Annotated in this window: 22 protein-coding genes; 12 read left to right on the top strand and 10 right to left on the bottom strand. The window is 63.1% G+C overall.

Features of this window, described 5'->3' with window-relative positions; translation table 11 throughout:
• Positions 1 to 91: 91 nt before the first annotated feature.
• Entirely contained in the window at positions 92 to 997 is a 906-nt protein-coding gene (locus tag GIW48_RS23245; protein ID WP_017137765.1) for a LysR family transcriptional regulator, read from the bottom strand.
• Between the two features lie 225 nt (positions 998 to 1,222).
• Between GIW48_RS23245 and GIW48_RS23240 the strand changes: the two genes are divergently transcribed.
• From GIW48_RS23240 to GIW48_RS23215, 6 genes are all read left to right on the top strand, one after another.
• The gene (locus GIW48_RS23240; RefSeq protein ID WP_017137764.1) at positions 1,223 to 1,834 is read left to right on the top strand and encodes a cysteine dioxygenase; all 612 of its coding nucleotides are present in this window, start codon (positions 1,223 to 1,225) and stop codon (positions 1,832 to 1,834) included.
• Positions 1,831 to 3,414 (top strand): rhodanese-related sulfurtransferase, encoded by a 1,584-nt coding sequence (locus GIW48_RS23235; protein ID WP_236461738.1) that lies wholly within the window; start codon positions 1,831 to 1,833, stop codon positions 3,412 to 3,414. Before GIW48_RS23240 ends, GIW48_RS23235 begins: the two co-directional genes overlap by 4 nt.
• A 99-nt stretch (positions 3,415 to 3,513) precedes the next feature.
• The gene (locus GIW48_RS23230; protein WP_236461735.1) at positions 3,514 to 4,488 is read left to right on the top strand and encodes an ABC transporter substrate-binding protein; all 975 of its coding nucleotides are present in this window, start codon (positions 3,514 to 3,516) and stop codon (positions 4,486 to 4,488) included.
• A gap of 14 nt (positions 4,489 to 4,502) precedes the next feature.
• Positions 4,503 to 5,843: an LLM class flavin-dependent oxidoreductase gene (locus tag GIW48_RS23225; RefSeq protein ID WP_236461732.1), complete on the top strand. Its 1,341-nt coding sequence runs from the start codon at positions 4,503 to 4,505 to the stop codon at positions 5,841 to 5,843.
• The gene (locus GIW48_RS23220; RefSeq protein WP_236461728.1) at positions 5,840 to 7,096 is read left to right on the top strand and encodes an acyl-CoA dehydrogenase family protein; all 1,257 of its coding nucleotides are present in this window, start codon (positions 5,840 to 5,842) and stop codon (positions 7,094 to 7,096) included. The genes GIW48_RS23225 and GIW48_RS23220 overlap by 4 nt, the downstream gene beginning before the upstream one ends.
• A 13-nt stretch (positions 7,097 to 7,109) precedes the next feature.
• Complete coding sequence (locus GIW48_RS23215) at positions 7,110 to 8,057, top strand: D-isomer specific 2-hydroxyacid dehydrogenase family protein (RefSeq protein ID WP_138454135.1); 948 nt, start codon at positions 7,110 to 7,112, stop codon at positions 8,055 to 8,057.
• A 56-nt stretch (positions 8,058 to 8,113) separates the two neighbouring features.
• Here the strand turns inward: GIW48_RS23215 and GIW48_RS23210 are convergent, their stop codons facing one another.
• The 5 genes from GIW48_RS23210 to GIW48_RS23190 all read right to left on the bottom strand — a co-directional run bounded on the left by GIW48_RS23210 (position 8,114) and on the right by GIW48_RS23190 (position 13,188).
• Complete coding sequence (locus GIW48_RS23210; RefSeq protein WP_176991948.1) at positions 8,114 to 8,995, bottom strand: LysR family transcriptional regulator; 882 nt, start codon at positions 8,993 to 8,995, stop codon at positions 8,114 to 8,116.
• Positions 8,996 to 9,111: 116 nt separating this feature from the next.
• Entirely contained in the window at positions 9,112 to 9,729 is a 618-nt protein-coding gene (gene ycaC, locus GIW48_RS23205; protein ID WP_017137757.1) for an isochorismate family cysteine hydrolase YcaC, read from the bottom strand.
• A 28-nt stretch (positions 9,730 to 9,757) separates the two neighbouring features.
• Positions 9,758 to 11,596, bottom strand: coding sequence for an amidohydrolase (locus GIW48_RS23200; RefSeq protein ID WP_056857894.1), 1,839 nt, complete (start codon positions 11,594 to 11,596; stop codon positions 9,758 to 9,760).
• Positions 11,593 to 12,183, bottom strand: a complete 591-nt coding sequence (locus tag GIW48_RS23195; RefSeq protein ID WP_236461726.1) for an antibiotic biosynthesis monooxygenase — start codon at positions 12,181 to 12,183, stop codon at positions 11,593 to 11,595. The genes GIW48_RS23200 and GIW48_RS23195 overlap by 4 nt, the downstream gene beginning before the upstream one ends.
• Positions 12,184 to 12,279: 96 nt before the next feature.
• Positions 12,280 to 13,188: a LysR substrate-binding domain-containing protein gene (locus tag GIW48_RS23190; RefSeq protein WP_017137754.1), complete on the bottom strand. Its 909-nt coding sequence runs from the start codon at positions 13,186 to 13,188 to the stop codon at positions 12,280 to 12,282.
• A 204-nt stretch (positions 13,189 to 13,392) separates the two neighbouring features.
• Between GIW48_RS23190 and GIW48_RS23185 the strand changes: the two genes are divergently transcribed.
• Positions 13,393 to 13,791, top strand: coding sequence for a helix-turn-helix domain-containing protein (locus GIW48_RS23185; RefSeq protein ID WP_017137753.1), 399 nt, complete (start codon positions 13,393 to 13,395; stop codon positions 13,789 to 13,791).
• Between the two features lie 57 nt (positions 13,792 to 13,848).
• On the top strand, positions 13,849 to 16,611 hold the full coding sequence (locus GIW48_RS23180; protein WP_236461723.1) for an ATP-binding protein: 2,763 nt from the start codon (positions 13,849 to 13,851) through the stop codon (positions 16,609 to 16,611).
• Here GIW48_RS23180 and GIW48_RS23175 read toward each other — a convergent pair.
• Together GIW48_RS23175 and GIW48_RS23170 are read right to left on the bottom strand one after the other, a co-directional pair.
• Positions 16,558 to 18,003, bottom strand: coding sequence for a winged helix-turn-helix domain-containing protein (locus GIW48_RS23175; protein WP_236461720.1), 1,446 nt, complete (start codon positions 18,001 to 18,003; stop codon positions 16,558 to 16,560). The genes GIW48_RS23180 and GIW48_RS23175 overlap by 54 nt on opposite strands.
• Before the next feature lie 147 nt (positions 18,004 to 18,150).
• A complete protein-coding gene (locus GIW48_RS23170) occupies positions 18,151 to 19,101 on the bottom strand; it encodes a GlxA family transcriptional regulator (protein ID WP_017137750.1) in 951 nt (316 codons plus the stop codon).
• A 180-nt stretch (positions 19,102 to 19,281) separates the two neighbouring features.
• Between GIW48_RS23170 and GIW48_RS23165 the strand changes: the two genes are divergently transcribed.
• Together GIW48_RS23165 and GIW48_RS23160 are read left to right on the top strand one after the other, a co-directional pair.
• On the top strand, positions 19,282 to 20,004 hold the full coding sequence (locus GIW48_RS23165; protein WP_177032249.1) for a pirin family protein: 723 nt from the start codon (positions 19,282 to 19,284) through the stop codon (positions 20,002 to 20,004).
• 145 nt (positions 20,005 to 20,149) lie between these two features.
• Positions 20,150 to 20,497: a hypothetical protein gene (locus GIW48_RS23160; protein ID WP_099547763.1), complete on the top strand. Its 348-nt coding sequence runs from the start codon at positions 20,150 to 20,152 to the stop codon at positions 20,495 to 20,497.
• A 294-nt stretch (positions 20,498 to 20,791) separates the two neighbouring features.
• On the opposite strand, the gene GIW48_RS23155 is transcribed toward GIW48_RS23160, so the two are convergent.
• Complete coding sequence (locus GIW48_RS23155) at positions 20,792 to 21,790, bottom strand: quinone oxidoreductase family protein (protein ID WP_170038579.1); 999 nt, start codon at positions 21,788 to 21,790, stop codon at positions 20,792 to 20,794.
• A gap of 102 nt (positions 21,791 to 21,892) precedes the next feature.
• Between GIW48_RS23155 and GIW48_RS23150 the strand changes: the two genes are divergently transcribed.
• Entirely contained in the window at positions 21,893 to 22,756 is an 864-nt protein-coding gene (locus tag GIW48_RS23150) for a LysR family transcriptional regulator (RefSeq protein WP_236462465.1), read from the top strand.
• Between the two features lies 1 nt (position 22,757).
• Here GIW48_RS23150 and GIW48_RS23145 read toward each other — a convergent pair whose 3' ends face one another.
• Positions 22,758 to 23,714, bottom strand: a complete 957-nt coding sequence (locus GIW48_RS23145; RefSeq protein WP_176991951.1) for a GlxA family transcriptional regulator — start codon at positions 23,712 to 23,714, stop codon at positions 22,758 to 22,760.
• A 106-nt stretch (positions 23,715 to 23,820) separates the two neighbouring features.
• On the opposite strand from GIW48_RS23145, the gene GIW48_RS23140 reads away from it, so the two are divergent.
• Positions 23,821 to 24,363 (top strand): acyl-CoA thioesterase, encoded by a 543-nt coding sequence (locus GIW48_RS23140; RefSeq protein ID WP_099547759.1) that lies wholly within the window; start codon positions 23,821 to 23,823, stop codon positions 24,361 to 24,363.
• The last annotated feature ends 151 nt before the right edge of the window (positions 24,364 to 24,514 follow it).

Below are 24,514 nucleotides of genomic sequence, written 5' to 3'. Positions count from 1 at the left end.
ATGCAGCCCTGGACGCTCCGCGTCCCAAAGCGTGACGCAGAGCGTCACAGGAGGCATTCCCACGCAGAGCGTGGGAACGATCAGTCTGCACTCACGCAGCGTTGCGGATCTTGTGTAAAGAGGCCGCCACCAGCGTCCCAAACGCATCCACCGGCCCTTGCAGGTTGCCCAGGAAGTGCGGGTAGATCAGCCACAAATCCATCACCGGTTTGAAGTCCTTGAGCGGCACCACCGCCAGTTGCTCAAGGTGCGCACTGCGCTCCAGCAGCGGCCGCGGCACCAGCCCCAGGCCCAGGCCGTCCGCCACCAGGCCCAGTTGCAACTCAGTGCCAAAGGTTTCCAGGTTCACTCGCAGCGCCAAACCCTGGTCGGACAAGGTGCGCTGCAACCCGGCACGAAAACCACAGCCATCCGGGTTGAGAATCCAGCCGCCCTGGTACACATCAGCCAACTTGCAGGGCTTTTTCGGCAACTGTGCCTTGGCACACACCACCACCAACTCCATCTTGCCGATGGACTCGCCGACAATGTTGTCCGGGAAGATCTTGCCCGCCGGGAACAACGCCACCGCCGCATCCAGCTCGCCGCGCTCGATCTTGCCGACCAATTGGCTGCCCCAACCGGTGGCGACCTGGGCGCGCAAGTCGGGGTATTCACTGCGCAAGTGCTTGAGCGCATCCAGCAGCACCACATCGCCGATGGTCTGCGGCACGCCCAGGCGCAACACGCCGGTGGGCGGCGCATCGGTGGCCACCAGCTCACGCAGGGCATCCATCTCGCGCAGGATCAACCGGCATTGTTCATACACCCGCGTGCCGATCAGCGTAGGTTTGAGCGGCTTGGTGTTGCGGTCGAACAGCTCCACGCCCAGCGCCTGCTCGAAGTTCTGCACGCGGCGGGTGATGGCCGGTTGAGTCAACTGCAACGACTCGGCGGCGTGGCTGATGGACTGGCAACGAATCACTTCGACAAAGGCATCGATATCGTCAATTTTCATTTGGGCCGCACATAGAGAACAGTCATTAAGATGTGTGGCAAGCATAGTTGCCACACGGCGGTCTGGATAGCCTGCGCTGTGATCGATAACGTCTAACGCTATTCAGACCGGTTCTAAATTACCTAAAGCTATAAGCTAATCATTAAAAAATAGCATATTAACTATAAACATTATGCTTATATAAACCCATCAAGCCATCCCCATAACCGCCATGATGGAATTGCCATGACCCAGTCCCGACACCCCGAAAGACTCAGAGCCTTTATAGGCGCCCTGGCGGAACTGATCGACGGCAACCCGCGCGAAGGCGACCTGTTGCACCGTGGCGGCAAGCTGTTGGCGCAACTGGTCAGCCATGACGACTGGCTGCCCGACGAGTACGCCCAACCGGATCCCGAGCGCTACCAGCAATTTTTGCTGCATGCCGATTCGCGCCAGCGTTTCAGCATCGTCAGCTTTGTCTGGGGGCCGGGCCAGCGCACGCCGATTCACGACCATCGGGTGTGGGGCCTGATCGGCATGTTGCGTGGTGCGGAGTTCTCCCAGGGTTTTGAGCGTGCGCCCGATGGCAGCCTGGTGGCCGAAGGCACACCGGTTCAACTGCTGCCCGGCCAGGTTGAGGCGGTGTCGCCCAAAATCGGCGATATCCATCAGGTCAGCAATGCCCACAGCGACCAGGTGTCGATCAGTATTCACGTGTACGGCGCCAATATTGGTGCCGTGCGCCGTGCGGTGTATCAGCCCGACGGCAGCGAGAAACTGTTTATCTCCGGTTATTCCAACGCCTACCTCCCGAACATCTGGGATTTGTCCAAAGAAAAGAGCCCTGCCCTATGACCACCGTATCGAACCGCAGCTTCGCCCAGATTCGCCAGGCCCTGTTGGACCGTGAAGAAGTCGCCTTGGTCGACGTGCGCGAAGAAGCGCCCTTTGCCGAGTCGCACCCGCTGTTCGCTGCGAATATCCCGCTGTCCAAGCTGGAGCTGGAGGTGTATGCGCGCATTCCCCGTCGCGATACCCAAGTGACGGTCTATGACAATGGCGAAGGGTTGGCCGAACGTGCCGCCGCACGCCTGGTTGCGTTGGGCTACACCCAGGTCAGCTTGCTCGAAGGTAGCCTGGACGGTTGGCGCCGTGCCGGTGGCGAGCTGTTTATCGACGTCAACGTACCGAGCAAAGCCTTCGGCGAGTTGGTTGAGAGCGAGCGCCACACGCCCTCCTTGGCCGCCGAAGAAGTGCAGGCGCTGCTCGACAGCCAGGCCGATGTGGTGGTGCTCGACGCGCGCCGCTTCGACGAATACCAGACCATGAGCATTCCTACCGGCATCAGTGTGCCGGGTGCCGAACTGGTGCTACGCGCCCGTGAACTGGCACCGGACCCGGCCACCCGTATCATCGTCAACTGCGCCGGGCGCACCCGCAGCATTATCGGCACGCAGTCGCTGATCAACTCAGGCATCGCCAACCCGGTGTCGGCACTGCGTAACGGCACTATCGGCTGGACCCTGGCCGGGCAGAAACTCGCCCATGGCCAAGCGCGCCGCTTTGCGCCGACATCGGAAGAACACCGTCAAATCGCCGCCGCAGACGCACGCCGCGTCGCCGACAAAGCACGCGTCGGCCGCGCCACACTTAACGACCTGCAACGCTGGCAGCAGGAGCCGACCCGCACCACCTACCTGTTCGATGTGCGCACGCCGGAGGAATTCGAAGCCGGCCATCTGCCGGGCGCGCGCTCCACACCCGGCGGCCAGCTGGTGCAGGAAACCGACCATGTGGCCAGCGTGCGCGGAGCGCGCCTGGTGCTGGCCGATGACGACGGCGTGCGGGCGAACATGTCCGCCTCATGGCTCGCGCAATTGGGCTGGGAGGTGTACGTGCTGGACGACCTGCAAGCGGCGAACTTCAGCGAACAAGGCGCCTGGGTAGCGCCGGTCCCGGCACCCTTGCAGGCCGAACTGATCAGCCCCCACACCCTTGCCGAGTGGCTGCCCCATGGCGACACGGCGGTGCTGGATTTCACCCCCAGCGCCAACTACGTCAAACGCCATATCCCCGGTGCCTTCTGGGTCTTGCGTGCGCAATTGGCCAACGCCCTGGCCAAGGTGACGCCTGCCGAACGTTATGTGCTGACCTGCGGCACCAGCCAACTGGCGCGCCTGGCGGTCGCCGAAGTCGAAGCCATCACCGGCAAGCCGGTATTCCTGCTGCAAGGGGGCACGCTTAACTGGATCGCCGAGAAGCTACCGCTGGAAGAAGGCGAAACCCATCTCGCGTCACCGCGTATCGACCGCTATCGCCGCCCGTACGAAGGCACCGACAGCCCGAAGGAAGCCATGCAGGCGTATCTGGACTGGGAATTCGGCCTGGTCGACCAGCTGGCGCGCGATGGCACCCACGGTTTCTACGTGATCTGAACCACCTTCACGCCTGCCCCACACCGGGGCAGGCCGCACCGACCCCTTGCCAGGCGGAGGTAACCCACACTTTTTCAATTTGCCTGGGATTTATCCATCATGGTCTTTAGCACGCCCTTCAAACACCTGCTGCTGAGCAGCGCCCTGGCCCTCGGCCTGATCAGCACTGCACACGCCGCCGATCTGCAACCGCTACGCGTGGCCAACCAGAAATCCACGATAAAGGCATTGCTGGAAGCCTCGGGCGAAACCAACAACGTGCCCTATCAAATCCAGTGGTCGGAGTTCCCTTCCGCCTCGCCGCTGGGCGAAGCCCTGAACGCGGGCGCCGTCGATATTGGCGCCCTCGGCGACGCGCCGTATGTGTTCGCCTTGGGCGCCGGTGCCGCGCTCAAGGTGGTCAGCATCATCCACGCCGAAGGGCGCAACACCACCGCCCTGGTGGTGCCCAAGGACTCGCCGATCAAGACGGCCGCCGACCTCAGGGGCAAAAAAATTGTCACCGGACGCGGCTCCATCGGGCACTACCTGGCGATCCGGGCCTTGGCCAGCGCAGGCCTGACGAGCAAGGATGTGCAATTCATTTTCCTGCTGCCCGCTGAATCCCGGCTGGTACTCGATAACGGCACCGTTGATGCCTGGGCCACTTGGGATCCCTACACCACGGTGGTCACCTCACAAAGCCACGCCCGCGTCCTGGTCAGCGGCAAACAGTTGTTGAGCAACCACCTGTATTTCGCCGCCACCAGCCAGGCCATCGCCAACAAACGCCCGCAACTGGATGACTTCGTGGCCCGCGTCGACCGTGCCTACGCCTGGGCCAACACACACCCGGATGAATACGCCGCTGCCCAAGCCAAAATTACCGGCCTGCCCTTGGCGGTGCACCTGGAGGTGGCCAAAGACACGCAACTGAACCCCGTGGTGATTGACGACAGCGTGATCAAGGGCTTGCAAGCCACCGCCGACACCTATCAGCAAGAAGGCCTGTTGCCCAAGCGCATCGACGTATCCCTGGGTTTCGACACCAGCTTTAACGCCGAACGTTTTCCCACTTCCCAAGCATCGCGCTAAGCAAGGAGCCGCACATGAGCACGCCACGTCATCTGAAACTGGGCGCTATGGTCCACGGTGTCGGTCACGGCTGGGGCGAATGGCGCCATCCGCAGGCGCAACCGAATGCCAGTACCAACTTTGGCTTCTACAAACAGCAGGCCGAGTTGGCCGAAAGCGCCAAGTTCGACTTCGTGTTTATCGCCGACAGCCTGCACATTCACGCCAAATCCAGCCCGCACTACCTCAACCGTTTCGAGCCGCTGACCCTTCTCTCGGCCCTTGCCGCGTTGACCACCCACATCGGCCTGGTCGCCACCGTGACCGTCAGCTACACCGAGCCCTACCAGGTGGCGCGCCAGTTCGCCTCTTTGGACCATATCAGCGGCGGCCGCGCCGGCTGGAACGTGGTCACCTCCTGGCTGAGCGGCACCGCCGACAACTTCGGCAAAGCCGAGCACCCGCCCCACGCCGTGCGCTACCGCATCGCCAAGGAACACTTGAACGTGGTCAAGGGCCTGTGGGATTCCTGGGAAGACGACGCCTTTGCCTACAACAAGCAGAGCGGCGAATTTTTCACCCCCGACAAGCTGCACGCGCTGAACCACAAGGGCGAGTTTTTCTCGGTCAAAGGCCCGCTGAACATCGCCCGCTCGCGTCAGGGCCAGCCGGTGATTTTCCAGGCGGGCACCTCTGAAGATGGGCGCAACTTTGCCGCTGAGCATTCCGATGCGATTTTTGTGCATGTTGAGACGCTCGAAGAAGCCAAGGCTTACTCGGCTGATTTGAAACGCCGCGCCAAGGGTTTTGGCCGTGATGCGGGCAGCCTGTCGATTTTGCCGGGCATTCGTCCGATTGTCGGGCGCGATGCCGCCGAGGTGGAAAGCCGCTATCAGCAGGCCGTGGATCTGGTCACCGTCGAAGATGCGATTGTGGCGCTGGGCCGCCCCTTCAACGACCACAACTTCAGCCAATACCCATTGGACGAACCCTTCCCGGAGCTTGGCGACCTGGGCAGCAACAGCCAGAAAGGCGGTTCTGACCGTATCAAGCAACTGGCCAGGGACGAAGGCCTGACCCTGCGCGAAGTGGCCTTGCGTTTTTCGCGGCCCAAGCGCGAGTTTGTCGGTACTCCGGAGCAGGTTGCCGATTCCATCCAAAACTGGTTCGAGTCCGGCGCCAGCGACGGCTTCATCATCAACTCGGTACTGCCCGATGGCTTGCAGTACTTCACCGAACTGGTGGTGCCGGTGCTGCAACAACGCGGGCTGTTTCGCAGCGAATACAGCGGCCAGACCTTGCGCGACAACCTGGGGCTGGAGGTGCCGACCAATCGGTACAGCGAAGTTGAAGTGCAACAGGAAGCGCTGGCATGAGTGAACCTCTCAACCGACTAGCCAAGGTGGGAGCTGGCTTGTCTGCGATAGCGGTCTGCGGGCCTGCATTGCGGGTGGCTGATACACCGCCTTCGCAGGCAAGCCAGCTCCCACACGGGCCGGCGCAATTCGACGCCCTGCTCGAACACCTCAGCGCCGAGCTGGCCAGCAGCGCGCACCTGTATGACGAAAGCGGCGCCTTCCCCCACGCCAACTTCACGCGGCTGCATGAACATGGCCTGGTCGCCCTCACCGTGCCCAAGGCCCTGGGTGGGGGTGGCGCAAGCTTGGCGCAGGCGCGCAAGGCCATCAGCGCGATTGCCAGGGGCGAGCCGTCTACCGCGCTGATTCTGGTGATGCAGTACCTGCAACACACACGCCTGCAAGACAGCAAAACCTGGCCGCAGCACCTGCGCGTGCAGGTCGCCGAAGACGCCGTGCGCAACGGTGCATTGATCAATGCGCTGCGCGTCGAACCTGACCTGGGCACCCCGGCCCGTGGCGGGCTGCCGGCGACCACGGCGGTGCGCACCGCCGACGGCTGGCGCATCAGCGGCCGCAAGATTTACTCCACCGGCAGCCACGGCCTGAGCTGGTTCAGCGTGTGGGCGCGCAGTGATGATGCCGACCCGCTGGTGGGCGCCTGGCTGGTGCCGAAAAACAGCCCCGGCGTGAGCATCATCGACACCTGGGACCATCTGGGCATGCGCGCCACCTGCAGCCACGAAGTGGTGCTCGATAATGTCCTGGTGCCGCTGGACCATGCCGTCAGCGTCAGCCCCTGGAGCGCACCGCAACCTGAGCTGGATGGCGAGGGGTTCCTGTGGATGTCGGTGCTGCTGTCGTCGGTGTACGACGCCGTGGCCCAGGCGGCGCGGGACTGGCTGGTGAACTGGCTGGAGCAGCGCAAGCCGTCCAACCTCGGCGCCGCGCTGTCGAGCCTGCCGCGTTTTCAGGAAACCGTCGGCCATATCGACACCCTGCTGTTTGCCAACCGCAGCCTGCTCGAGGCCGCCGCCCAGGGCCACACGCCAGCCGCCAATGCGGCGCAGCTTAAATACCTGGTGACCGGCAATGCGATCCGCGCCGTGGAGCTGGCCATCGAAGCCTCGGGCAACCCTGGCCTGTCGCGCCATAGCCCGCTGCAACGGCATTACCGCGACGTGCTGTGCAGCCGCGTGCATACGCCGCAGAACGACGCGGTGCTGCAAGGTGTGGGTAAAGCGGTGTTCGCTCAACGTGCGCAACAATGAATAAGGAACGCTCATGAGTCAGGTGATTATCGCCAGCCAGCTGGACGAAGATTACAACCAGGTATTGCGCGAACGCCTTGCCTCGATCCACCCCCATGCCCAGGTGATCGGCGTGCCGGCCGGTGTACCCAGCGACCTGCCGCCCCAGGCCAATATCCTGCTGCTGCGCCCTATCAATGTGCGCGGCTACACCGCGCCCGATACTCCGCCGCCGGGCTGGCCGTATGGCGCGCAGTGGGTACACCTGGTGTCGTCGGGCATCGATTTCTACCCGCAGTGGCTGTTCAACGGCCCGCCGGTGACCACCTCACGGGGCAGTGCGGCCGATAACCTTGCCGAGTTCGCCCTGGCGGCGATCTTTGCGGCGGCCAAGCATTTGCCGGCTATCTGGGTGAAGGATGCCCAGTGGACATTCACCGCGCTGCGCCCGCTCAAGGGCAGCACATTGGGCATTCTCGGCTTTGGTGCGATCGGCAAGAGCCTGGCGCAAAAAGCCCAGGCCTTGGGGATCAACGTGGTTGCGCTGCGCCAGAGCCAGGCACCCTTTGAGGTGGACCATGTTGAGGCCGCCAAGGACATCCACGACCTGTTTGCCCGCGCCGACCACCTGGTGCTGGCGGCGCCGCTCACCGAGGCCACGCGGCATATTGTCGACCGTGATGTGCTCGGCAGCGCCAAGCCGGGATTGCACCTGATCAATATTGCGCGCGGTGGTTTGCTGGATCAGGAGGCCCTGCTGGAAGCCCTGGATAACGGTCAGATCGGCCTGGCCTCGCTGGATGTGACCGAGCCTGAGCCACTGCCGCAGGGCCACCCGTTGTACAGCCATGCGCGGGTGCGGTTGTCGCCGCATACCTCGGCGATTTCGACCAACAGCCAGCAGGAGATTGCCGACACGTTCCTGGCGAATCTGCAGCGGTATGTGCAAGGTTCAACGTTGGCCAATCTTGTCGCCCCTTGAATATGTGTGGGAGCCAGCTCCCACATAAGCCAGTCTTCACAATAGATGCGTGTGGGTCAGCAACCGCTGGCCAGGCGTTCGCGCAAAAACTCCACCAGCGCCTGCACTGGCCGCGAACTTTGCCGGTGCTGCGGGTACACCGCCGACAGGGTCAGGGCTTCGGGGGCGAAGTCGTCCAGCAGGGTTACCAAGCGCCCGTCTTTCAACGCCTCGGCAACAATAAAAGTCGGCAGGTAGGTCACGCCCAACCCGGCGATCGCAGTGTCGCGCAGCAACTCGCCATTGTTTACGCGCATGCGTCCACTGACGCTGAGCGCCTGCAACTTGCCTTTGAAGCGCCATTGCACTTGGCGGCCATGGCCGTAGGGCAGGCAGTCGTGGTCGGCCAGGTCTTCAGGCCTGAGCGGCGTACCCTTGGCGGCGAGGTAGTCAGGGCTGGCGCAATACACTCGCTGCACACTGGCGATGCGCCGGGCAATCAGGGTTGAGTCTTCCAGCGTGCCGATGCGCAAGACCAGGTCGTAGCCCTCGCCGATCAGGTCCACCGGGCGATCACTCAAGTCAACTTCCACCGACACCTGCGGGTGGCGTTGCAGGAACTGCGGCAACAGGCAGCCCAGATGGGCCATGGCAAACGACAACGGCGCGCTGAGCCGAATCGTGCCCCGCGGTTCGCTGTTCTGGCCGGCGATGCCCTGCTCCACTTGCTCGACTTCACCGAGCAGGCGCAAAGCGGATTCGTAATAACTCTGGCCCAGTGGCGTGACGTCCAGCCGACGCGTGGAGCGGTTGAGCAGGCGCACGCCGAGGCGGTCTTCCAACTGGATAAGGCGGCGGCTGACGAACTGCTTGGACAGGCCGAGTTGCTCGGCGGCGGCGGTGAAGCTGCCGGACTCCATGACCTGGCAAAACAGGCGCATGTCTTCGAAGGGGTTCATTGTCGCTTCTCGGTGGACATTTGGCTGGTTTATAGCCTGTCAGCCGCTACGACACAATCAAATGCAGGAGGGGCTTGCCCCCTCCTACAGGGTTAATCTACCCCTTCAAACGCAGCTTACTTGGCCGTAAACGCCGAGTAGCTGTTCATCAGGTTACGGTAGTTCGGAATGCGCGGCGACAGCAGGTTGGCCAGGCCTTCCATGTCGTTGCGCCAGTCAACTTGCAGTTCACAGGCGACAGAGAACCAGTTCACCAATTGTGCGCCGGCGGCCGTCATGCGTGCCCAAGCGGCTTGTTGCACGGTTTCGTTGAAGGTACCCGAGGCGTCGGTCACCACGAACACCTCAAAGCCTTCAGCGAGGGCGCACAGGGTCGGGAACGCGACGCACACATCCGTTACCACGCCGGCAATGATGATCTGCTTGCGGCCGGTGGCCTTGACGGCCTTGACGAAATCTTCGTTGTCCCACGCGTTGATCTGGCCAGGGCGGGCGATGTAAGGCGCGTCCGGGAACAGCGCCTTGAGTTCCGGAACCAACGGACCGTTAGGGCCACTTTCAAAACTGGTGGTGAGGATGGTCGGCAGGTTGAAGAACTTGGCCACGTCGGCCAGGGCCAACACGTTGTTCTTGAACTCGTTCGGAGAGAAGTCTTGCACCAGGGAAATCAGGCCGGTCTGGTGATCGACCAGCAATACAACGGCGTCATCTTTGTTCAAGCGCTTGTAAGTCATGGGTGAACTCCTTTGGGTGTTTTTAAAATCAGAAGGCAAAGCACGAGCAACCAAACGCGCCCCAGAAACCCTGGAAATCGCTGACCGGTACGCTGGAGAGCCGCGCTTTTTCATGGCCGTGGGCATGCACGCCGCACGGTCCGCTGCAGTGGTGTACTTGCGCTTGCACCGGTGAACCTGGGCGCCAGTGCCCCGGCACCTTGACCACCGGCGACCAGTCCGGCAGCACCGGTACTTGGGGCGGGGCGAAATCTTCGAAGTCGCCGGCGCCGTACACCACCTTGCCGCCGACCACGGTCAGTACCGACTCGATCCATTTGATGGCTTCTTCATCGACGCTGAAGAAGTCCGCCGAGAGTGCCGCCACATCCGCCAACTGGCCGACCTTGATCTGGCCCTTCTTGCCCTGCTCCGAGGAGAACCAGGCGCTGCCGTGGGTGAACAACTCCAGCGCGGTGAGGCGCGGCAGGCCTTCGGCGTGCAGCTCCAGGCCGCCGACGGTGCGGCCGCTGACCATCCAGTACAGCGAAGTCCAGGGGTTGTAGCTCGAGACCCGCGTGGCGTCGGTGCCCGCCCCTACCGGCACGCCTTCGGCCAGCATGCGCTTGATCGGTGGCGTGGCTTCGGCGGCCTTGGCGCCGTAGCGCTCGACAAAATATTCGCCCTGGAACGCCATGCGGTCCTGGATCGCGATACCACCGCCCAAGGCCCGGACGCGCTCGATGTTTTTCGGCGTAATGGTTTCGGCGTGGTCGAAGAACCACGGCAGACCATTGAACGGAATGTCGCGGTTGACCTTCTCGAACACATCGAGCATGCGCGAGATGGATTCGTCGTACGTGGCGTGCAACCGGAACGGCCAGCGCTGCTCAACCAAATGGCGCACCACCGGTTCCAGTTCCTGCTCCATGGTCAACGGCAGGTCGGGGCGTGGCTCAAGGAAATCTTCGAAGTCCGCCGCCGAAAACACCAGCATCTCGCCTGCGCCGTTGTGGCGCAGGTAATCGTCGCCCTGGTGCAGGGTGACGCTGCCGGTCCAGTGCTTGAAGTCGCTGAGTTCTTCCTTGGGCTTTTGGGTGAACAGGTTGTAGGCGATGCGCACCGTCAGCTGTTGGTCCTTGGCCAGTTGTTCAATGACCGCGTAGTCATCGGGGTAGTTCTGGAAACCACCGCCGGCGTCGATGGCGCTGGTGAGGCCCAGGCGATTGAGTTCACGCATGAACTGGCGGGTCGAATTGACCTGGTATTCGAGCGGCAGTTTCGGGCCCTTGGCCAGGGTTGCATACAAGATCATCGCGTTGGGACGCGCCACCAGCATGCCGGTGGGGTTGCCGTTGCTGTCGCGCACAATCTCGCCGCCCGGCGGGTTCGGCGTGTCCTTGGTGTAACCGGCTACGCGCAGGGCGGCGCGGTTGAGCAAGGCACGGTCATACAGGTGCAGCACGAACACCGGCGTATCTGGCGCGGCCTGGTTCAACTCTTCCAGGGTCGGCATGCGTTTTTCGGCGAACTGGAATTCGTTCCAGCCCCCCACCACACGCACCCATTGCGGCGTCGGCGTGCGATCGGCTTGATCCTTGAGCATGCGCAACGCATCGGCCAGTGACGGCACGCCTTCCCAGCGCAGTTCAAGGTTGTAGTTCAGCCCGCCACGGATCAGGTGCAAGTGCGAGTCGTTAAGGCCGGGGATCACGGTGCGGCCCTTGAGGTCGATGACCTGGGTGCCGCTGCCGCGCAGGGCCATGGCCTCGCCGTCGGTGCCGACCGCGACAAAGCGGCCCTGGTGGATTGCGACCGCAGTGGCCCGTGGGTTTTCGCGGTCCACGGTGTGGAACTGGCCATTGAACAGAATCAGATCGGCGTTCATAGGGTGTCCTTTACAGAGGCTTCAAGCCAGGGAGCGAACAGGCGGGTGGCGGCCGGCATCAGCAGGTAAACCACCAGCAACACAATGGTCAGGGTCACCAAAAAAGTGGAAACCACATAGTTGGACAGGAACGGGTGCAGACGCAGGATCGGCCCCCAGATAAACGGCAGCAGCAGGGTTTGCGGCAGAATCACGCACAGGCTGACCACCGCCTGCTTCCAGCGCGGCGGTTTGGCGGCGCTGTCGGCCAGTGGCGCGAACCAGAACTCATTAGCCGCACCAATTTCGGTCTTGTCGCCGTCGGCCAGCATCGGCGCCGCTTCAACGATCAGCGCCAGGCGTTCGGGGGAGTCGAGCCAGCGTTGCAGCGCGTCGGTGGAGCGATAGCGCAAGACGCAGGTAAACAGTGCTTGCCCACCCTGCTTGCCGCGCACCACATCCACACCGAGGTGGCCGGGGCGCTCGCCGGCGATGCGTACGATGCGCCGCAACCAGGCCTCGTAATCGGCTTCACGGCCGGCCTTGATCAGGTGTTTGACGACCAGGGTGACGACTTCGTCGGGGCTGGTTTCAGGTGTCGGGTCCATACGGTGTGATTCCCCCTGGAGAGCTAAGCGATGGGGGGAGTCTGGCGGGGAACGGGGGGCAGGAATTGGATGTTTGTGCTGTTTCGCCTGGCGCGCTCACGCCACACGCGCCATATGCTCACTGATGCGCGAGCGCAACCAGCGCTCCGCCGGGTCGTTGTCATGCACGCCGCTCCAGACCATCGAGAGCTCCGAGGCTTCAATCGCGAACGGCGGGTCCTCGGCGCGCAGCACCGTGCCTTCGGTCAAGGCACAGGCGGCGTAGTCGGGCACTGTCGCGATGATTTGCGTGCCCGCCAACAGTGCGCGCAAGCCGCTGAACTGGGGTACCGCCAGCACCACCCTGCGCGCCCGGCCGATGCGCGCCAGGTCAAGGTCGATATTGCCGCTCAAGTCCCCCGAGAACGACACCATCGCGTGGGGCCGCGTGCAGTAGTCATCCAGTGTCAACGGCGCCGCGCCGTCGTCGCCGCGCAGCACCTTGCAGGGAATGTCCCGCAGCTTCTTGCGCTTGGCATTGGCCGGCAGTTCGGTGGTGTAGCTGACGCCCACGGAAATCTCGCCACTGGCCAGCAACGAAGACATCAACAGGTAATTGGCGCGGCGTACCACCACGATGATCCCCGGTGCCTCTTCGCGCAGCTGGCTGAGCAACGGCGGGAACAGACCGAACTCGGCATCATCGGACAGGCCGATTCGAAACACCGCGCAGCTGGTGGAAGGGTCGAAATCCTTGGCGCGGCTGACCGCGCCTGAAATGGTGTCCATCGCAGGTTGCAGCTCCTTGAGTATCGCCACCGCCCGTGGCGTGGGCTCCATGCCGCGCCCGTTGCGCAGCAGCAATGGGTCGTCGAACAAGTCGCGCAGGCGCCCGAGCGCGGCACTCACGGCCGGCTGGCCCATGAAAAGCTTTTCGGCGACCCGGGTCAGGTTCTTCTCGAACATCAGCGCCTCGAAAATCACCAACAGGTTCATGTCGACGCGGCGCAGGTCGTTGCGGTTCATGGCGGTATCCAAACGGTTATCAGGCCGTCAGGTAAGCATGCCGGACAGATCGCAGATTGCATGCCTGTGCTGTCTTTTCCGGGCGCGCACCTGGCGAAATTAACAACGATTAACTCGCCAGCCAGACGGCCCGGCGCCAAAAATACAGCGGTCTACACTGCATCCATTCACCGGGAACGCTCCCATCGACTACGGATATTTGTCATGGCCCGACTTGATGACTGTGCCCCTCGCCTTGGCGTCACCGGTGGCTTGTGCCCCCGGCGCGAGCGAGTTGCCAAGCAACTGATCCTCGCCAACCTCGGCGAAAGCCTGGCAATTGCCGACTTGGCCCAGGCCTGTGCGCTGTCGCGCAGCCATTTTTCCCGTGCGTTCAAGTGCACCACCGGGCTGTCGCCCCAGGAGTGGATTCGCCAACAACGCATTCAGCGGGCCAAGGAACTGATCACCGGATCGTCCCTGAGCCTGACCCAGATCAGCGTCGAATGCGGCTTCTGCGACCAGGCGCACTTCTGCCATATGTTCACGCGCAGCGAGGGCGTGAACCCGATGACCTGGCGAAGTCACCACATCCGTCAAAAATCACAGGTGATTGCAGCCTAGTGGTCTGCACCGGCCTGGAATATGCTGGCCAAACTCTTTTCCTGAACAGGGGCCACTATGCGTGACCTCAACGACCAGGCCGTGCATTTCGGTCCCTACCGTGTCCACCCGCGCCAGCGCCTGGTGCTGGAGGCTGGCCGCCCCTTGCGCCTGAGCCGACGCGCGCTAGAAATCTTGCTGATTTTGCTGGAGCACGCCGGCAATGTGGTGAGCAAGCAGGAACTGATCACGCGGGTATGGCCCAAAACGGTGGTCGAAGACGGCAACCTGCGTGTGCATATGGCCGCGTTGCGCAAGGCCCTGGGCGATGGCCAGGCCGGGCAGCGCTATATCGTCACCGTCGCCCAGCGCGGCTACAGCTTTGTCGCCCCCCTGAGCATTGAACCGATGACGACAGCCATCGACGGTATTCCCCACAACCAGGGCCATAACCTGCCGCTGCGCCGTACGCGGATGATTGGCCGCCAAGTGTTGATCGACGCACTGGTGCAGCAACTGCCGCAGCAACGTTTCATCACCCTGACCGGCGCGGGCGGTATCGGCAAGACCACCGTGGCGCTGCGTGTGGCGGAATTATTGATCGGCCATTACCGCGACGGCATTCACCTGCTGGATTTGGCGCCGCTCAGCGCGCCGTCAATGATCCTGCCCAACCTGGCCGCCCTGCTCCATCTCGCACCCACCGAACATGACCCGCTGCTGACCTTGGCCCGAAGCCTGCACGCGCGGCAGTTGCTGCTGGTGATCGACAACTGCGAACACCTGCTGGACGACATCGCGCTGATCAGCGAAACCTTACTGCGTCACCTGCCACACCTGCACATTTTGGCCACCAGCCGCGAAGCCCTGCGCGCCGAGGGCGAGTACGTGCAACGCCTGGAGCCGCTGGCCTGCCCACCCGCCACCGGGAACCGTGCCCAGGCCCTCGGCTACCCGGCCTTGCAACTGCTGATCGAGCGTGCCATGTCGCACCAGGACAGTTTTGAGCTCAGCGAGGCGCAACTGCCCCTGGCGATCGAGATCTGCAAGCGCCTGGACGGCATTCCCCTGGCAATCGAATTGGTCGCCACGCAGATCGAGCGCTTCGGCTTGCCGGGTTTGCTGGTGCAGATGGAGGACAATCTGCGCCTGCTCAACCGTGGCCTGCGCAGCGACCTGCCCCGCCAGCAAACCTTGCGCGCCACGCTGGATTGGAGTTTTAACCTGCTCACCGCGTGCGAACAGATCTGCCTGCGCCGCCTCGCGGTGTTTCGCGGCGGGTTCAGCCTGGCAAGCGCGGCGGCGGTGATCGCCGGGGAGCAGATCGCACCGGCCGAAGTGCTGGGTTCGATCACCCAACTGGTGGCCAAGTCGCTGCTTAACGTCGAGGCCGGCGATGATGACATGGTCTATCGTCTGCTGGATGTCACCCGCAGCTATGCCCTGGAAAAGCTCGACCACGCAGCTGAACTCGACAGCACACGCGAACGCCATGCGGCGCGCTGTCTGGCGCTGATGGACCAGGCGCGGGAAGACTGGGAATTCACTGCCACCGAGCTGTGGATCAACCGTTATGCGCCGTTGCGCGAGGACATTCGCGCCGCCCTCGACTGGGGCTTGGGCGAACACGGCGCGCACCTGCTGGGCATTCGCCTGACGGTCAGCGCCATGCCCTTGTGGCAGGAGTTGTCGCTGCTGCGCGAACATGGGCTGTACGTAGACCAGGCCCTGGCGCTGATGCCGCAATCGGGCGCGCCCTGCACGCAGTTGACCATGCAACTGCAACTGGCCCTGGGCAGCCTGTCCTATCACGCCTTGGGCGGCGCACCGCAGACCATCGCCGCGTTTGTGGCGGCCCGGCGCCTGGCGCAAGCGCTCCAAGACAATGGGGGCCAGTTGCGAGCCGTCTCCGGGCACATGGCGGTCAACCTGTGTGCCGGCCGCTACCGTGAGGCGCTGGAGCAGAGCATGCAGTTCGACCGCCTCGACCCACGCACCGATCCGCTGCTGGATTTGAGTGCCCAGCGCTTACGGGTACTGGCCCAGCATTTCGCGGGCAACCAGGTCCTGGCCCTGCACAATGCCGAACAAGTACTACAGCGCATGGCCCACAGCGGCCATCTCAACCGTTTCACCCATGGCTTTGGCGTGCAATACGACCAAAGTGTGGCGTCGCTGACGGTGCTCGCGCGCATCCTGTGGCTGCGCGGGTTTCCAGAGCGGGCCGCACGAATGGCAAACCAGGCGCTGGAGCTGGCGTTGCAGATCAACCACGGCACCTCTATCTGCTACACCCTGGCCCTGGCCAGCGTACCGATTGCCCACTACAACGGTGGCAGCGGCGCGGCGCACGCGCTGCTGGCGCTGTTGCTGGAGCACTCACAGAAACATTCGGTGCAGTTGTTTCATACCTGGGTGCGGCATTACGAGGGCACCGCACCCCATGCGACATTGCAAGGCCTGGGCCTGGTTCAGGACATACTGGTGACCTTCAATGCCGCGCAGGTAGATGACACGGTATTTGAGCGCGCCAGAAACGGCGCGGCCGGTTGGTGCACGGCCGAGATTCTCAGGGTGCGCGCCGAGGCCCTGCCCGACCTGCGCGCGCGCGAATCGCTGCTGCTGGAGGCATTGGGCTTGGCGCACGAGCAAGGCGCACTGGCCTGGCAGTTGCGCTGCGCGACCTCACTGGCTTGCCTGTGGCAAAGCCAGGGCCGTGTGCGGGCAGCACGTGAGCTGTTGAATTCGGTCTACGGGCAATTTACCGAAGGCTATGCCACCCAGGATCTAGTCCGCGTGCGCAGCCTGCTCGACCAGTTGCAGGACAAACGGCCGGCCTGAAAATGGCCCCAGATAATGCCCATAGCCCTGCTGCAAACGCGCCACCTGCAACGGGTCACGCAGCTGCGCCAGGGCGTAGCTGCGCACACTGTTGAGCAGCCGATAGCGCCGCGGGCCGGGGCCGGGCTCGACCACCAGGGAAGACATCGCGACCAGGCGTGCCAGCAGGTAAGCCAGGTCGGCGTGCGCAAGTTCAGTGCCGGCCACCAGTTCGGTCAAGGCCGGCAACGTCACCGCGCTTTTGAACAGCGCCAATTGCAGGAACAGCCAACGCTGCGGCAGGCTCAGGCGTTGATACGTCCAATCCAGCGCCGCCGTCAGCGACTGATGGCGCTCGACCGCCGTGCGTCGGCCACGCCTTAACACTTGCACGCCGTTGTGTAACTGCTTTTGCAACCCGCGTATTCCCAGGGCTTCAACCTGGGCCGCCGCCAGTTCCAGCGCCAGCGGGATGCCGTCCAGACGCCGGCAGATATCGCACAACGGCGCCAGGTCCTCAGACCGCAGTACAAATCCCTGCTGACCGGCACGCACCCGCGCCACAAACAATTGCAGGGCCGGATACAGCATGGCCTGCTCGACACCACCCCGGTCAGCCGATGTCGGCAGCGCCAGCCGTGGCACGTGGTGCACCCATTCGCCGGGCACCTGCAAGGTTTCGCGGCTGGTCAGCAGCACGCTCACCTGAGGCGCCCTGGCTTGCAGTGTATGCACCAGATGACGGCAGGCGCCCAGCAACAAATCGGCATTATCGAGCACCAGCAACAGTTGCCGGGCGGCCAATTGCTCGCACAGTGCATGGGCGCCGACACAGGGTTGGAGGTGCAGGGTTTCGCTCAGGTAGTCCAGCAACCGGTTCGGCGCCTGCACAGTTGCCAGGTCCAGCCACCACACGCCATCGCGATAACGCGGCAACACCCGTTCGGCCAGCGCCAGTGCCAGGGTGCTCTTGCCGATGCCGGCGCAGCCGGTGAGCATCATCAGCCGTTGGCCGCCCAGGCGTCTCACCAGGCTGCCCAGCAGTTCGTCGCGGCCGATCACTGGGCTGAGCCGTGCGGCCAGATTGTGCCGAAGCCGCGGTGACGGCACCGGTGACGGCGCCACGAAGCAGTAGCCGCGTTGCGGTTCATTGAGGATATAGCGTTGTCCGTCCAGCGCACGACGCAGGGCGGCGATGTGCACGCGCAAATTATTGTCTTCCACCACGCTGTTCGGCCAGACCCGGCCGATCAAGGTGTCCTTGCTGACAAATTGCCCCGGCGTCTCCAACAGTATCGCGAGGATATCCAGCGCACGCCCACCCAATGGCACCGGCTGGCCGGTCTTGCTGACCAGACGTTGATCACGATGAAAGGTATAGGGGCCGAAGCTCACCGAGTGTGCATTGTTCATCTGCTGACAGCGCTGGAACACCCGGCCTTGGGCGCCTGCGCCTCCTTTCAAGGGGCCTGGGGCTATCTTGCCAGCTATGCGTGACAGGACAATGCTGGCACAGGGAGCGACACGGACAATCAGGGCAGCCAGACGGACATTCCGGCGTCAACTGAACTGTTGGCGGTACTGCGTGGGGTTAAGGCCGAGTTTTTCACTGAACAGAAAGCGCATATGCCGCACGCTGCCGAAGCCTGCGCGGAAAGCCACGGTCTTGAGCGGCAGGTCTGTGCTTTCCAGCAGGTGCCGGGCACGGTCGATACGCGCGCCTTGCACAAAGGCCATGGGCGTCATGCCCACCTCTTTGGCGAACAGCCGCGCAAAATGGCGCGCGCTCATGCCCGCCAGCGCGGCCATGGACACGATGCTCAATGGCTGATCCAACTGCGCCAGCACCTGGTTCTGCACGCGGGTGATCGGGGTTTCCAGCGGCGCGACGGCGGCGGTCATCGGGCTGAACTGAGCCTGCCCGCCCTGGCGTTTCATCACCACCAGCAGCACCTTGGCGACGTCGACCGCCACCTGCCGGCCATGGTCCTGGGCGATGATCGACAGCGCCAGGTCGATGCCGGCAGTGACCCCGCCGGAGGTAATCAAGCGGCCATCCTGCAAGTAAATGCGATCGGTCTCGACGGTGGCCTTGGGAAAGCCTTTGATCAGGCGGTCGGTGTAGTGCCAGTGCGTGGTGACGCGGTGGCCGTCGAGCAGCCCGGCGTGCCCCAGCACAAAGGCGCCGGTGCAGATCGAACCGAAGCGCCGTGCCCGAGGCGCTGCGGCCCGCAGCCAAGGCAGCAGAGCCGGATGGCATTCGTTATAAGCGCCAGGCCCGCCGGGCACCAGCAGAAGGTCGTAGGCCTCATCGGCATGCGCCAGTTGCAGGTCGGCATGCACGTGCACGCCATTGGAGGCGCGCAGCGGACCGGGCTCGGTACCGATCGTCAGGATCCGATAATGCTCCGACGCCGGCAAGTAGCGATTGGCTATGGAAAACACCTCCAGCGGCCCGGCCATATCGAGCAGCAGGAAGTCTGGAAACAGCGCCATGGCCACGGTTTTCATCAAGAGCAAGTCCATCGTAACGGGAGTCGGGACGGCATTATGGCACGCTTGAAACTGTCAACTAAAATGAGACATTAATTCAATTTTCAGCTTATTAATGAATCACTGGAAAACCATTAACCTTCTTCTCAACGCAAGCGCCCTGCATTTCGCAGCCAGCGCTCACTTGAGGACAAGACCATGCTGACCCTTCGCAAAGCCTCGGAACGCGGCGCCGCCAATCACGGTTGGTTGAAGTCGTTCCACACCTTCTCGTTTGCCAACTACTGGGATCCCAAGGAGCAGGGTTTTTCCGACCTGCTGGTGATCAACGATGACCGCGTCGCCGCCGGCAAAGGCTTCGGCCAGCACCCGCATCGGGACATGGAGATTTTCTCCTATGTGCTCGAAGGCGCCCTGGAACACAAGGACACCCTGGGCACCGGTTCGGTGATCCGCCCTGGCGACGTGCAATTGATGAGCGCCGGCAGCGGCGTGGCCCACAGCGAGTTCAACCACAGCCAGAGCCATGGCGTGCACTTCCTGCAGATCTGGATTGTGCCGAATATGGTCGGCGCCGAACCGCGCTACCAGCAGGAGCACTTCAGCGCAGCGCAAAAACGTGGGCGCTTGCAGTTGATCATCTCGCCGGAAGGCACGGATGGCTCGCTCAACGTTCGCCAGGATGCACGGGTGTATGCCGGGCTGTTCAACGGCGACGAAACCACGACCCTGGACGTGCCGGCGGACCGCCATGTGTACGTGCACGTGGCCCGCGGCAGCGTCGAACTCAATGGCCAACGCATGCAGGAAGGCGACGGCGCACGGCTGCGCAATGAGCGGCAGATCCGCCTGAGCCAGGGCGAAGACGCCGAGGTGCTGGTGTTTGACCTGCGCCCTCAGGAACTGCCGCAGATGCCTTGAGCGCCTGCACGATGGCCCGCCACAACGGGCCATCGCTGGCGTCGATAGTCACCATCAGCGCAATGAAGTTCTCTTAAAAAATCCAACGCGTACCATCAAACCCATACCCGGCAACACCCAACTACAACTCTCGGAGCACACCACCATGAAACGCCAACTCTTGCTTAGCCTCGCTTTCTCGGTACTGGCTGCCAACGCTTTTGCCCACCCGGTTGTCGCTGAAGGCGGCGCGGATCGCCTGCAAGGCAACCACGTAGCCGAAAATGGTTCTGACCGTCTGCAGGAACGCCGTATAGCCGAAGGTGGCGCTGATCGCTTGCAGGAACGCGGCCTGGCTGAAGGCGGTGCTGACCGCCTGCAGGAACGTGGCCTGGCCGAAGGCGGTGCTGATCGCCTGCAGGAACGCGGCCTGGCTGAAGGCGGTGCTGACCGCCTGCAGGAACGTGGCCTGGCTGAAGGTGGTTCGGATCGTCTGCAGAGCAACCACGTATAACCCTCGCTGTTGGCGAGGCACCCCAAACCGGCCTGATCAGCCGGTTTTTTTTCGCCTGCGATCTGGCCATGTACCCACCCAACTTCTGGTTAACGCAGTGCCTGTGGCAAACAGGCTTGTTGTGGCGAGCAGGCTTGCCCTGCGTTGGGGCGCGCAGCGGCCCTGAAACCTGAGCATGCGGTTTAACTGAAAAATCGGATTAGCCGCACTGGGGCCGCTTCGCAGCCCAACGCAGGGCAAGCCTGCTCGCCACAACAAGCCTGCTCGCCACAACAAGCCTACTCACCCCACCAATCAGCGCAGGTCGCGGTCCACCCACAACACCGCCTTGCCGATCTGCTGGCGCGCCTCGATGCGCGCGTGTACCTGTTGCACCGTCTCCAGGCTGTAATGGCCCTCGATCTCCACGCTCAACGACCCTTCCAGCATCGCCGCGAACACCGCATTGGCACGCCGCTGCACGGTCGCCCCGTCGGCCATGTGGTCCGCCAGGCGTGGTCGGGTCAAAAACAGCGAGCCCGCCTCGCCCAATTCAATCGGGTCCAAATCGCTCAGTGAGCCCGACACGTTGCCATAATTGACGATCAAACCCCGCGTGCGGCAAGCACGGAAACTCTCGCGCAAGGTGTTTTTGCCGACTGAATCAAACACCACATCCACCCCGCGGCCATCCGTGGCTTGCAGCACCTGATCGGCAAAGCCGTCATAGGTCCAGGCCTGGTGGGCGCCACGTTGCCGGGCAATCGCGCATTTTTCGGCGCTGCTGCCGGTGGTCAACACGGTCGCGCCCAACCGCCGCGCCATCTGCACCAACAACTGGCCGATGCTGCCGGACGCCGCGTGAATCAGGCAACTGCTGCCTGCCTGCAAGCGCGCCACGTCCTCAACCAGGTAGTGCGCGGTGCAGCCCTGAAACATCGCCGCAGCCGCTTGATCGAAGGGGATGGCGCTGGGAATCTGCGCGACTTTGTCGGCAGGCACGTTGGCGTATTCGGCATAGGCGCCCCAGGCAATGCACCAGGCCACCCGGTCGCCCACGGCCAGGTGGCTCACGCCCGGGCCAACCTCAACCACCACGCCGGCGCCCTCCATGCCCAGGGTGCAAGGCAACCGCACCGGGTAAGTCACCGACGCCGCGTATTTGCCCTGGCGGGTATGAATATCCATGAAATTAATCCCGGCGCAGGCCACCTTGACCAGCACATGCCCGGCCGTGACCTGGGGTTTGGCCACATCATGGCGCAGTTGGGCGACATCGGGACCGCCGTAGGCTTGCAGGGTAATGGCTTTCATCAGGGAACAACTCCGTTTGCACTGGGAAGCGGCCATGGTAAAAGGGATTATTCGGTTGCAATATTCCCCAATCCCTCCCAGCCTCTGTGCGGAAATAACCCGATGTTCGATTGGCAGGACCTCTACTACTTCACTGTGCTGGCCCGCACCCAGTCATTGTCGGCCGCCGCCCGCGAGCTGCAGGTGGAGCACGCCACCGTCGGGCGCCGGGTCGATGCACTGGAAAAAGCCCTGGGCGTAAAGCTGGTGGACCGCCTGCCCCGCAGCCGCCCGCTCACGGCGCAAGGCCTGGCCTTGGCGCAAGTGGCGGCGGGCATGGGCGATATGGCCACGCAGGTGATGCGCTTGTCGCGCGTGGCCTCCATTGAACTGGCCGGCACTGTGCGCGTCAGTTGCCCGCCCTCCATCGCCAACCACTGCATTGCACCTCAGCTTGCGCGTTTACGCGCCCGCTACCCGCAGCTGAATCTGGTGCTGATGCCCTCCACTCAACTGGCCGCGCTGGACAAGGGCGAAGCCGACATCGCCTTGCGCACCGTGCGCCCCGACGAAGCAGCCCTGGTGCGGCGCAAAGTCGGCGTGGTGCGCTTCGGCTTGTACGCCGCACCTGCGCTCGAACACTTGCCGGCAGCGCAATGGACCTTCATCGCCTACGACGCCAGCCGCGACCACCTGCCCCAGCAAGCCTGGCTGCACCAACTGCGCGGCCCTCGCCCTATCGTATTTGCCGCCAGCGAGTTGATCACCCAGCAGATGGCCGCGCGCGCGCAGGTCGGCGCGGTAGTGCTGCCGACCCTGGTGGGCGACCACGACCCGCTGTTGACCCGGTTGCCCACGCCCAGCGACGGCCCGGTGCGTGATATCTGGCTGACGGTCTACCCGGATATGCGCCGCTCACCGTCGGTGAAAGTGGTGATGGAGTTTCTGGTGGAATGTATTGAAGCGCAGGCGCAGCTACGTCGCTGATTCAGGCCGTGGCGAGGAATTTCTTGCGATACGCCGCCGGCAGCATCCCCACGCGCTGCTGGAACAGGCGGCGAAACGAATTACTGTCTTCATACCCCACCGCGTAGGTGATGCTTTCGAGGGTCATGCGCGTGGACTCCAGCATCTGCTTGGCCCGCTCCAGGCGCAGGGTTTGCACATAACCCACGGGCGTATAGCCGGTCGCCTCCTTGAAACGCCGCTTGAAATTGCGCACACCAAAACCAAAGCGCCGCGCCACGTCGTCAATTACCAACGCCTGGGCAAAGTGCTGCTCCAGCCAATGCTGCACCCGCAGGATCTCGCCGTCGCCGTGGTTCTTGGGCAACGACCACAGGGCGTACACCGACTGCTCGGTACGCACGCCGTCGATCAACAGGTATTTGCCACAGGTATGCGCAAGCTCTGGTGAACCGAAGCGGCGGATCAGGTGCAGCATCAGGTCCATCGCCGCGCTGGCGCCACCGCTGGTGATTACACGGTTTTCTTCACACAGGATCTGCGCGTCCTCCAGGCTCACGTCGGGGTAACGGCGCCGGAACAGCTCGGCAAACGCCCAGTGGGTGGTAGCGCGCAAGCCTTGCAAAAGGCCGCTTTCAGCGAGCAAAAAAGCTGCGGTGCACATCGATGCCAGCACCGCGCCCTGGGCATATTGCTCACGCAGCCACGGGCCGTAGGCAGGAAAAGTGGGCAAGGCCTGCTTGAGGGTAAACAGGAAACCGGGGATCAGGATCAGGTCGGTGCGGCGCACCTGCGCCGCCGCGCACGCCACCTGCATGCACTGCCCGCTCCACGTGGTGACGGGCTGGCCGTCCAGGGAGACAACCACGACCTCAAAGGGTGGGCTGTCGGCAAACAGATTGGCGGCGCTGAGCATTTCCAGGACCAGGGTGGCGTTGGCGGCAGAACAATCATCAGCCAGGAGCAAGGTAATGTGCATAAAAAGCCTGTTTGCGTTTTTCGCATGTAATAAGTCATTTGCGCACCTACCTTAGCCGATTCCGGCTGCGTACAGTGCGGCTTCTGATCAACTGCCTGGCACGTTTATGAATCTCTGGTTTCGATTGCTGTTCATGTTGTTCCGTCGTCCCTGGCGCAAGCCCGTGCAGGGTTTGGACACCACTGTAGTGCGCATGCGTGTGTGGCCGCTGGACCTGGATATCAACCGGCACGTCACCAATGGCCGGTATTTCACCCTGGCAGATGTTGCGCGGATGGATTTTGTGCTGCGTACCGGCGCTTTTCGCGTGGCCCTGCGCAACAAGGCGTTGCCGATTGTGGGCGACACCTGGGGCAAGTTCCGCCGCGAGCTGAAGCTCTTTGAAGTGTTCGAGGTACACACGCGCATGCTCGGCTGGGACCACAAATGGAGCCTGATGGAGCATCGTTTTATCAGCAAGGGCCGAGTGGTGGGCGTGGTGGTGATGCGCGGCCTGTTCCGCTCCGCCAAGGGCACCCTGCCCCCGGCCGACTTTGTGCGCGAACTCGGCTTGGCCGAAGCTTCACCGCCCATGCCGCAGTGGCTGAGTGACTGGGCAAACAGTTGTGATGAGATGAGCGTGCAGTTGCGGGCGCAGGAGCAGGTTTGAGCGCACCTAGGCCTTGGATACGAGTTTCTTCAGGTTGGCTTCGGCGTCATCCCTGGCCAGGTGGAGTATCGACGAAATTCATCCCAGTGCAAGTACCGACTTTTGCCGTCGACCGCTTTGCAGAGGCCCGCCAGCTCGATAACTTCCAAGC

Origin of the sequence: Pseudomonas sp. PA-6-3C, assembly GCF_021605825.1 — a bacterium.
GTDB classification, from domain to species: domain Bacteria; phylum Pseudomonadota; class Gammaproteobacteria; order Pseudomonadales; family Pseudomonadaceae; genus Aquipseudomonas; species Aquipseudomonas edaphica.
This window is presented reverse-complemented; position numbering and strand designations above follow the sequence as displayed.

Bases quoted from the DNA above. Each gene is read 5' to 3' on its own strand.
- GIW48_RS23175 (WP_236461720.1), bottom strand. From the start codon at position 18,003: ATGAACAATGCACACTCGGTGAGCTTCGGCCCCTATACCTTTCATCGT.
- ycaC (WP_017137757.1), bottom strand. From the start codon at position 9,729: ATGACTTACAAGCGCTTGAACAAAGATGACGCCGTTGTATTGCTGGTC.
- GIW48_RS23210 (WP_176991948.1), bottom strand. From the start codon at position 8,995: ATGAACCCCTTCGAAGACATGCGCCTGTTTTGCCAGGTCATGGAGTCC.
- GIW48_RS23150 (WP_236462465.1), top strand. From the start codon at position 21,893: ATGTTCGATTGGCAGGACCTCTACTACTTCACTGTGCTGGCCCGCACC.
- GIW48_RS23200 (WP_056857894.1), bottom strand. From the start codon at position 11,596: ATGAACGCCGATCTGATTCTGTTCAATGGCCAGTTCCACACCGTGGAC.
- GIW48_RS23235 (WP_236461738.1), top strand. From the start codon at position 1,831: ATGACCACCGTATCGAACCGCAGCTTCGCCCAGATTCGCCAGGCCCTG.
- GIW48_RS23245 (WP_017137765.1), bottom strand. From the start codon at position 997: ATGAAAATTGACGATATCGATGCCTTTGTCGAAGTGATTCGTTGCCAG.
- GIW48_RS23230 (WP_236461735.1), top strand. From the start codon at position 3,514: ATGGTCTTTAGCACGCCCTTCAAACACCTGCTGCTGAGCAGCGCCCTG.
- GIW48_RS23215 (WP_138454135.1), top strand. From the start codon at position 7,110: ATGAGTCAGGTGATTATCGCCAGCCAGCTGGACGAAGATTACAACCAG.
- GIW48_RS23220 (WP_236461728.1), top strand. From the start codon at position 5,840: ATGAGTGAACCTCTCAACCGACTAGCCAAGGTGGGAGCTGGCTTGTCT.
- GIW48_RS23195 (WP_236461726.1), bottom strand. From the start codon at position 12,183: ATGGACCCGACACCTGAAACCAGCCCCGACGAAGTCGTCACCCTGGTC.
- GIW48_RS23145 (WP_176991951.1), bottom strand. From the start codon at position 23,714: ATGCACATTACCTTGCTCCTGGCTGATGATTGTTCTGCCGCCAACGCC.
- GIW48_RS23155 (WP_170038579.1), bottom strand. From the start codon at position 21,790: ATGAAAGCCATTACCCTGCAAGCCTACGGCGGTCCCGATGTCGCCCAA.
- GIW48_RS23240 (WP_017137764.1), top strand. From the start codon at position 1,223: ATGACCCAGTCCCGACACCCCGAAAGACTCAGAGCCTTTATAGGCGCC.
- GIW48_RS23225 (WP_236461732.1), top strand. From the start codon at position 4,503: ATGAGCACGCCACGTCATCTGAAACTGGGCGCTATGGTCCACGGTGTC.
- GIW48_RS23190 (WP_017137754.1), bottom strand. From the start codon at position 13,188: ATGAACCGCAACGACCTGCGCCGCGTCGACATGAACCTGTTGGTGATT.
- GIW48_RS23180 (WP_236461723.1), top strand. From the start codon at position 13,849: ATGCGTGACCTCAACGACCAGGCCGTGCATTTCGGTCCCTACCGTGTC.
- GIW48_RS23165 (WP_177032249.1), top strand. From the start codon at position 19,282: ATGCTGACCCTTCGCAAAGCCTCGGAACGCGGCGCCGCCAATCACGGT.
- GIW48_RS23140 (WP_099547759.1), top strand. From the start codon at position 23,821: ATGAATCTCTGGTTTCGATTGCTGTTCATGTTGTTCCGTCGTCCCTGG.
- GIW48_RS23170 (WP_017137750.1), bottom strand. From the start codon at position 19,101: ATGAAAACCGTGGCCATGGCGCTGTTTCCAGACTTCCTGCTGCTCGAT.
- GIW48_RS23160 (WP_099547763.1), top strand. From the start codon at position 20,150: ATGAAACGCCAACTCTTGCTTAGCCTCGCTTTCTCGGTACTGGCTGCC.
- GIW48_RS23185 (WP_017137753.1), top strand. From the start codon at position 13,393: ATGGCCCGACTTGATGACTGTGCCCCTCGCCTTGGCGTCACCGGTGGC.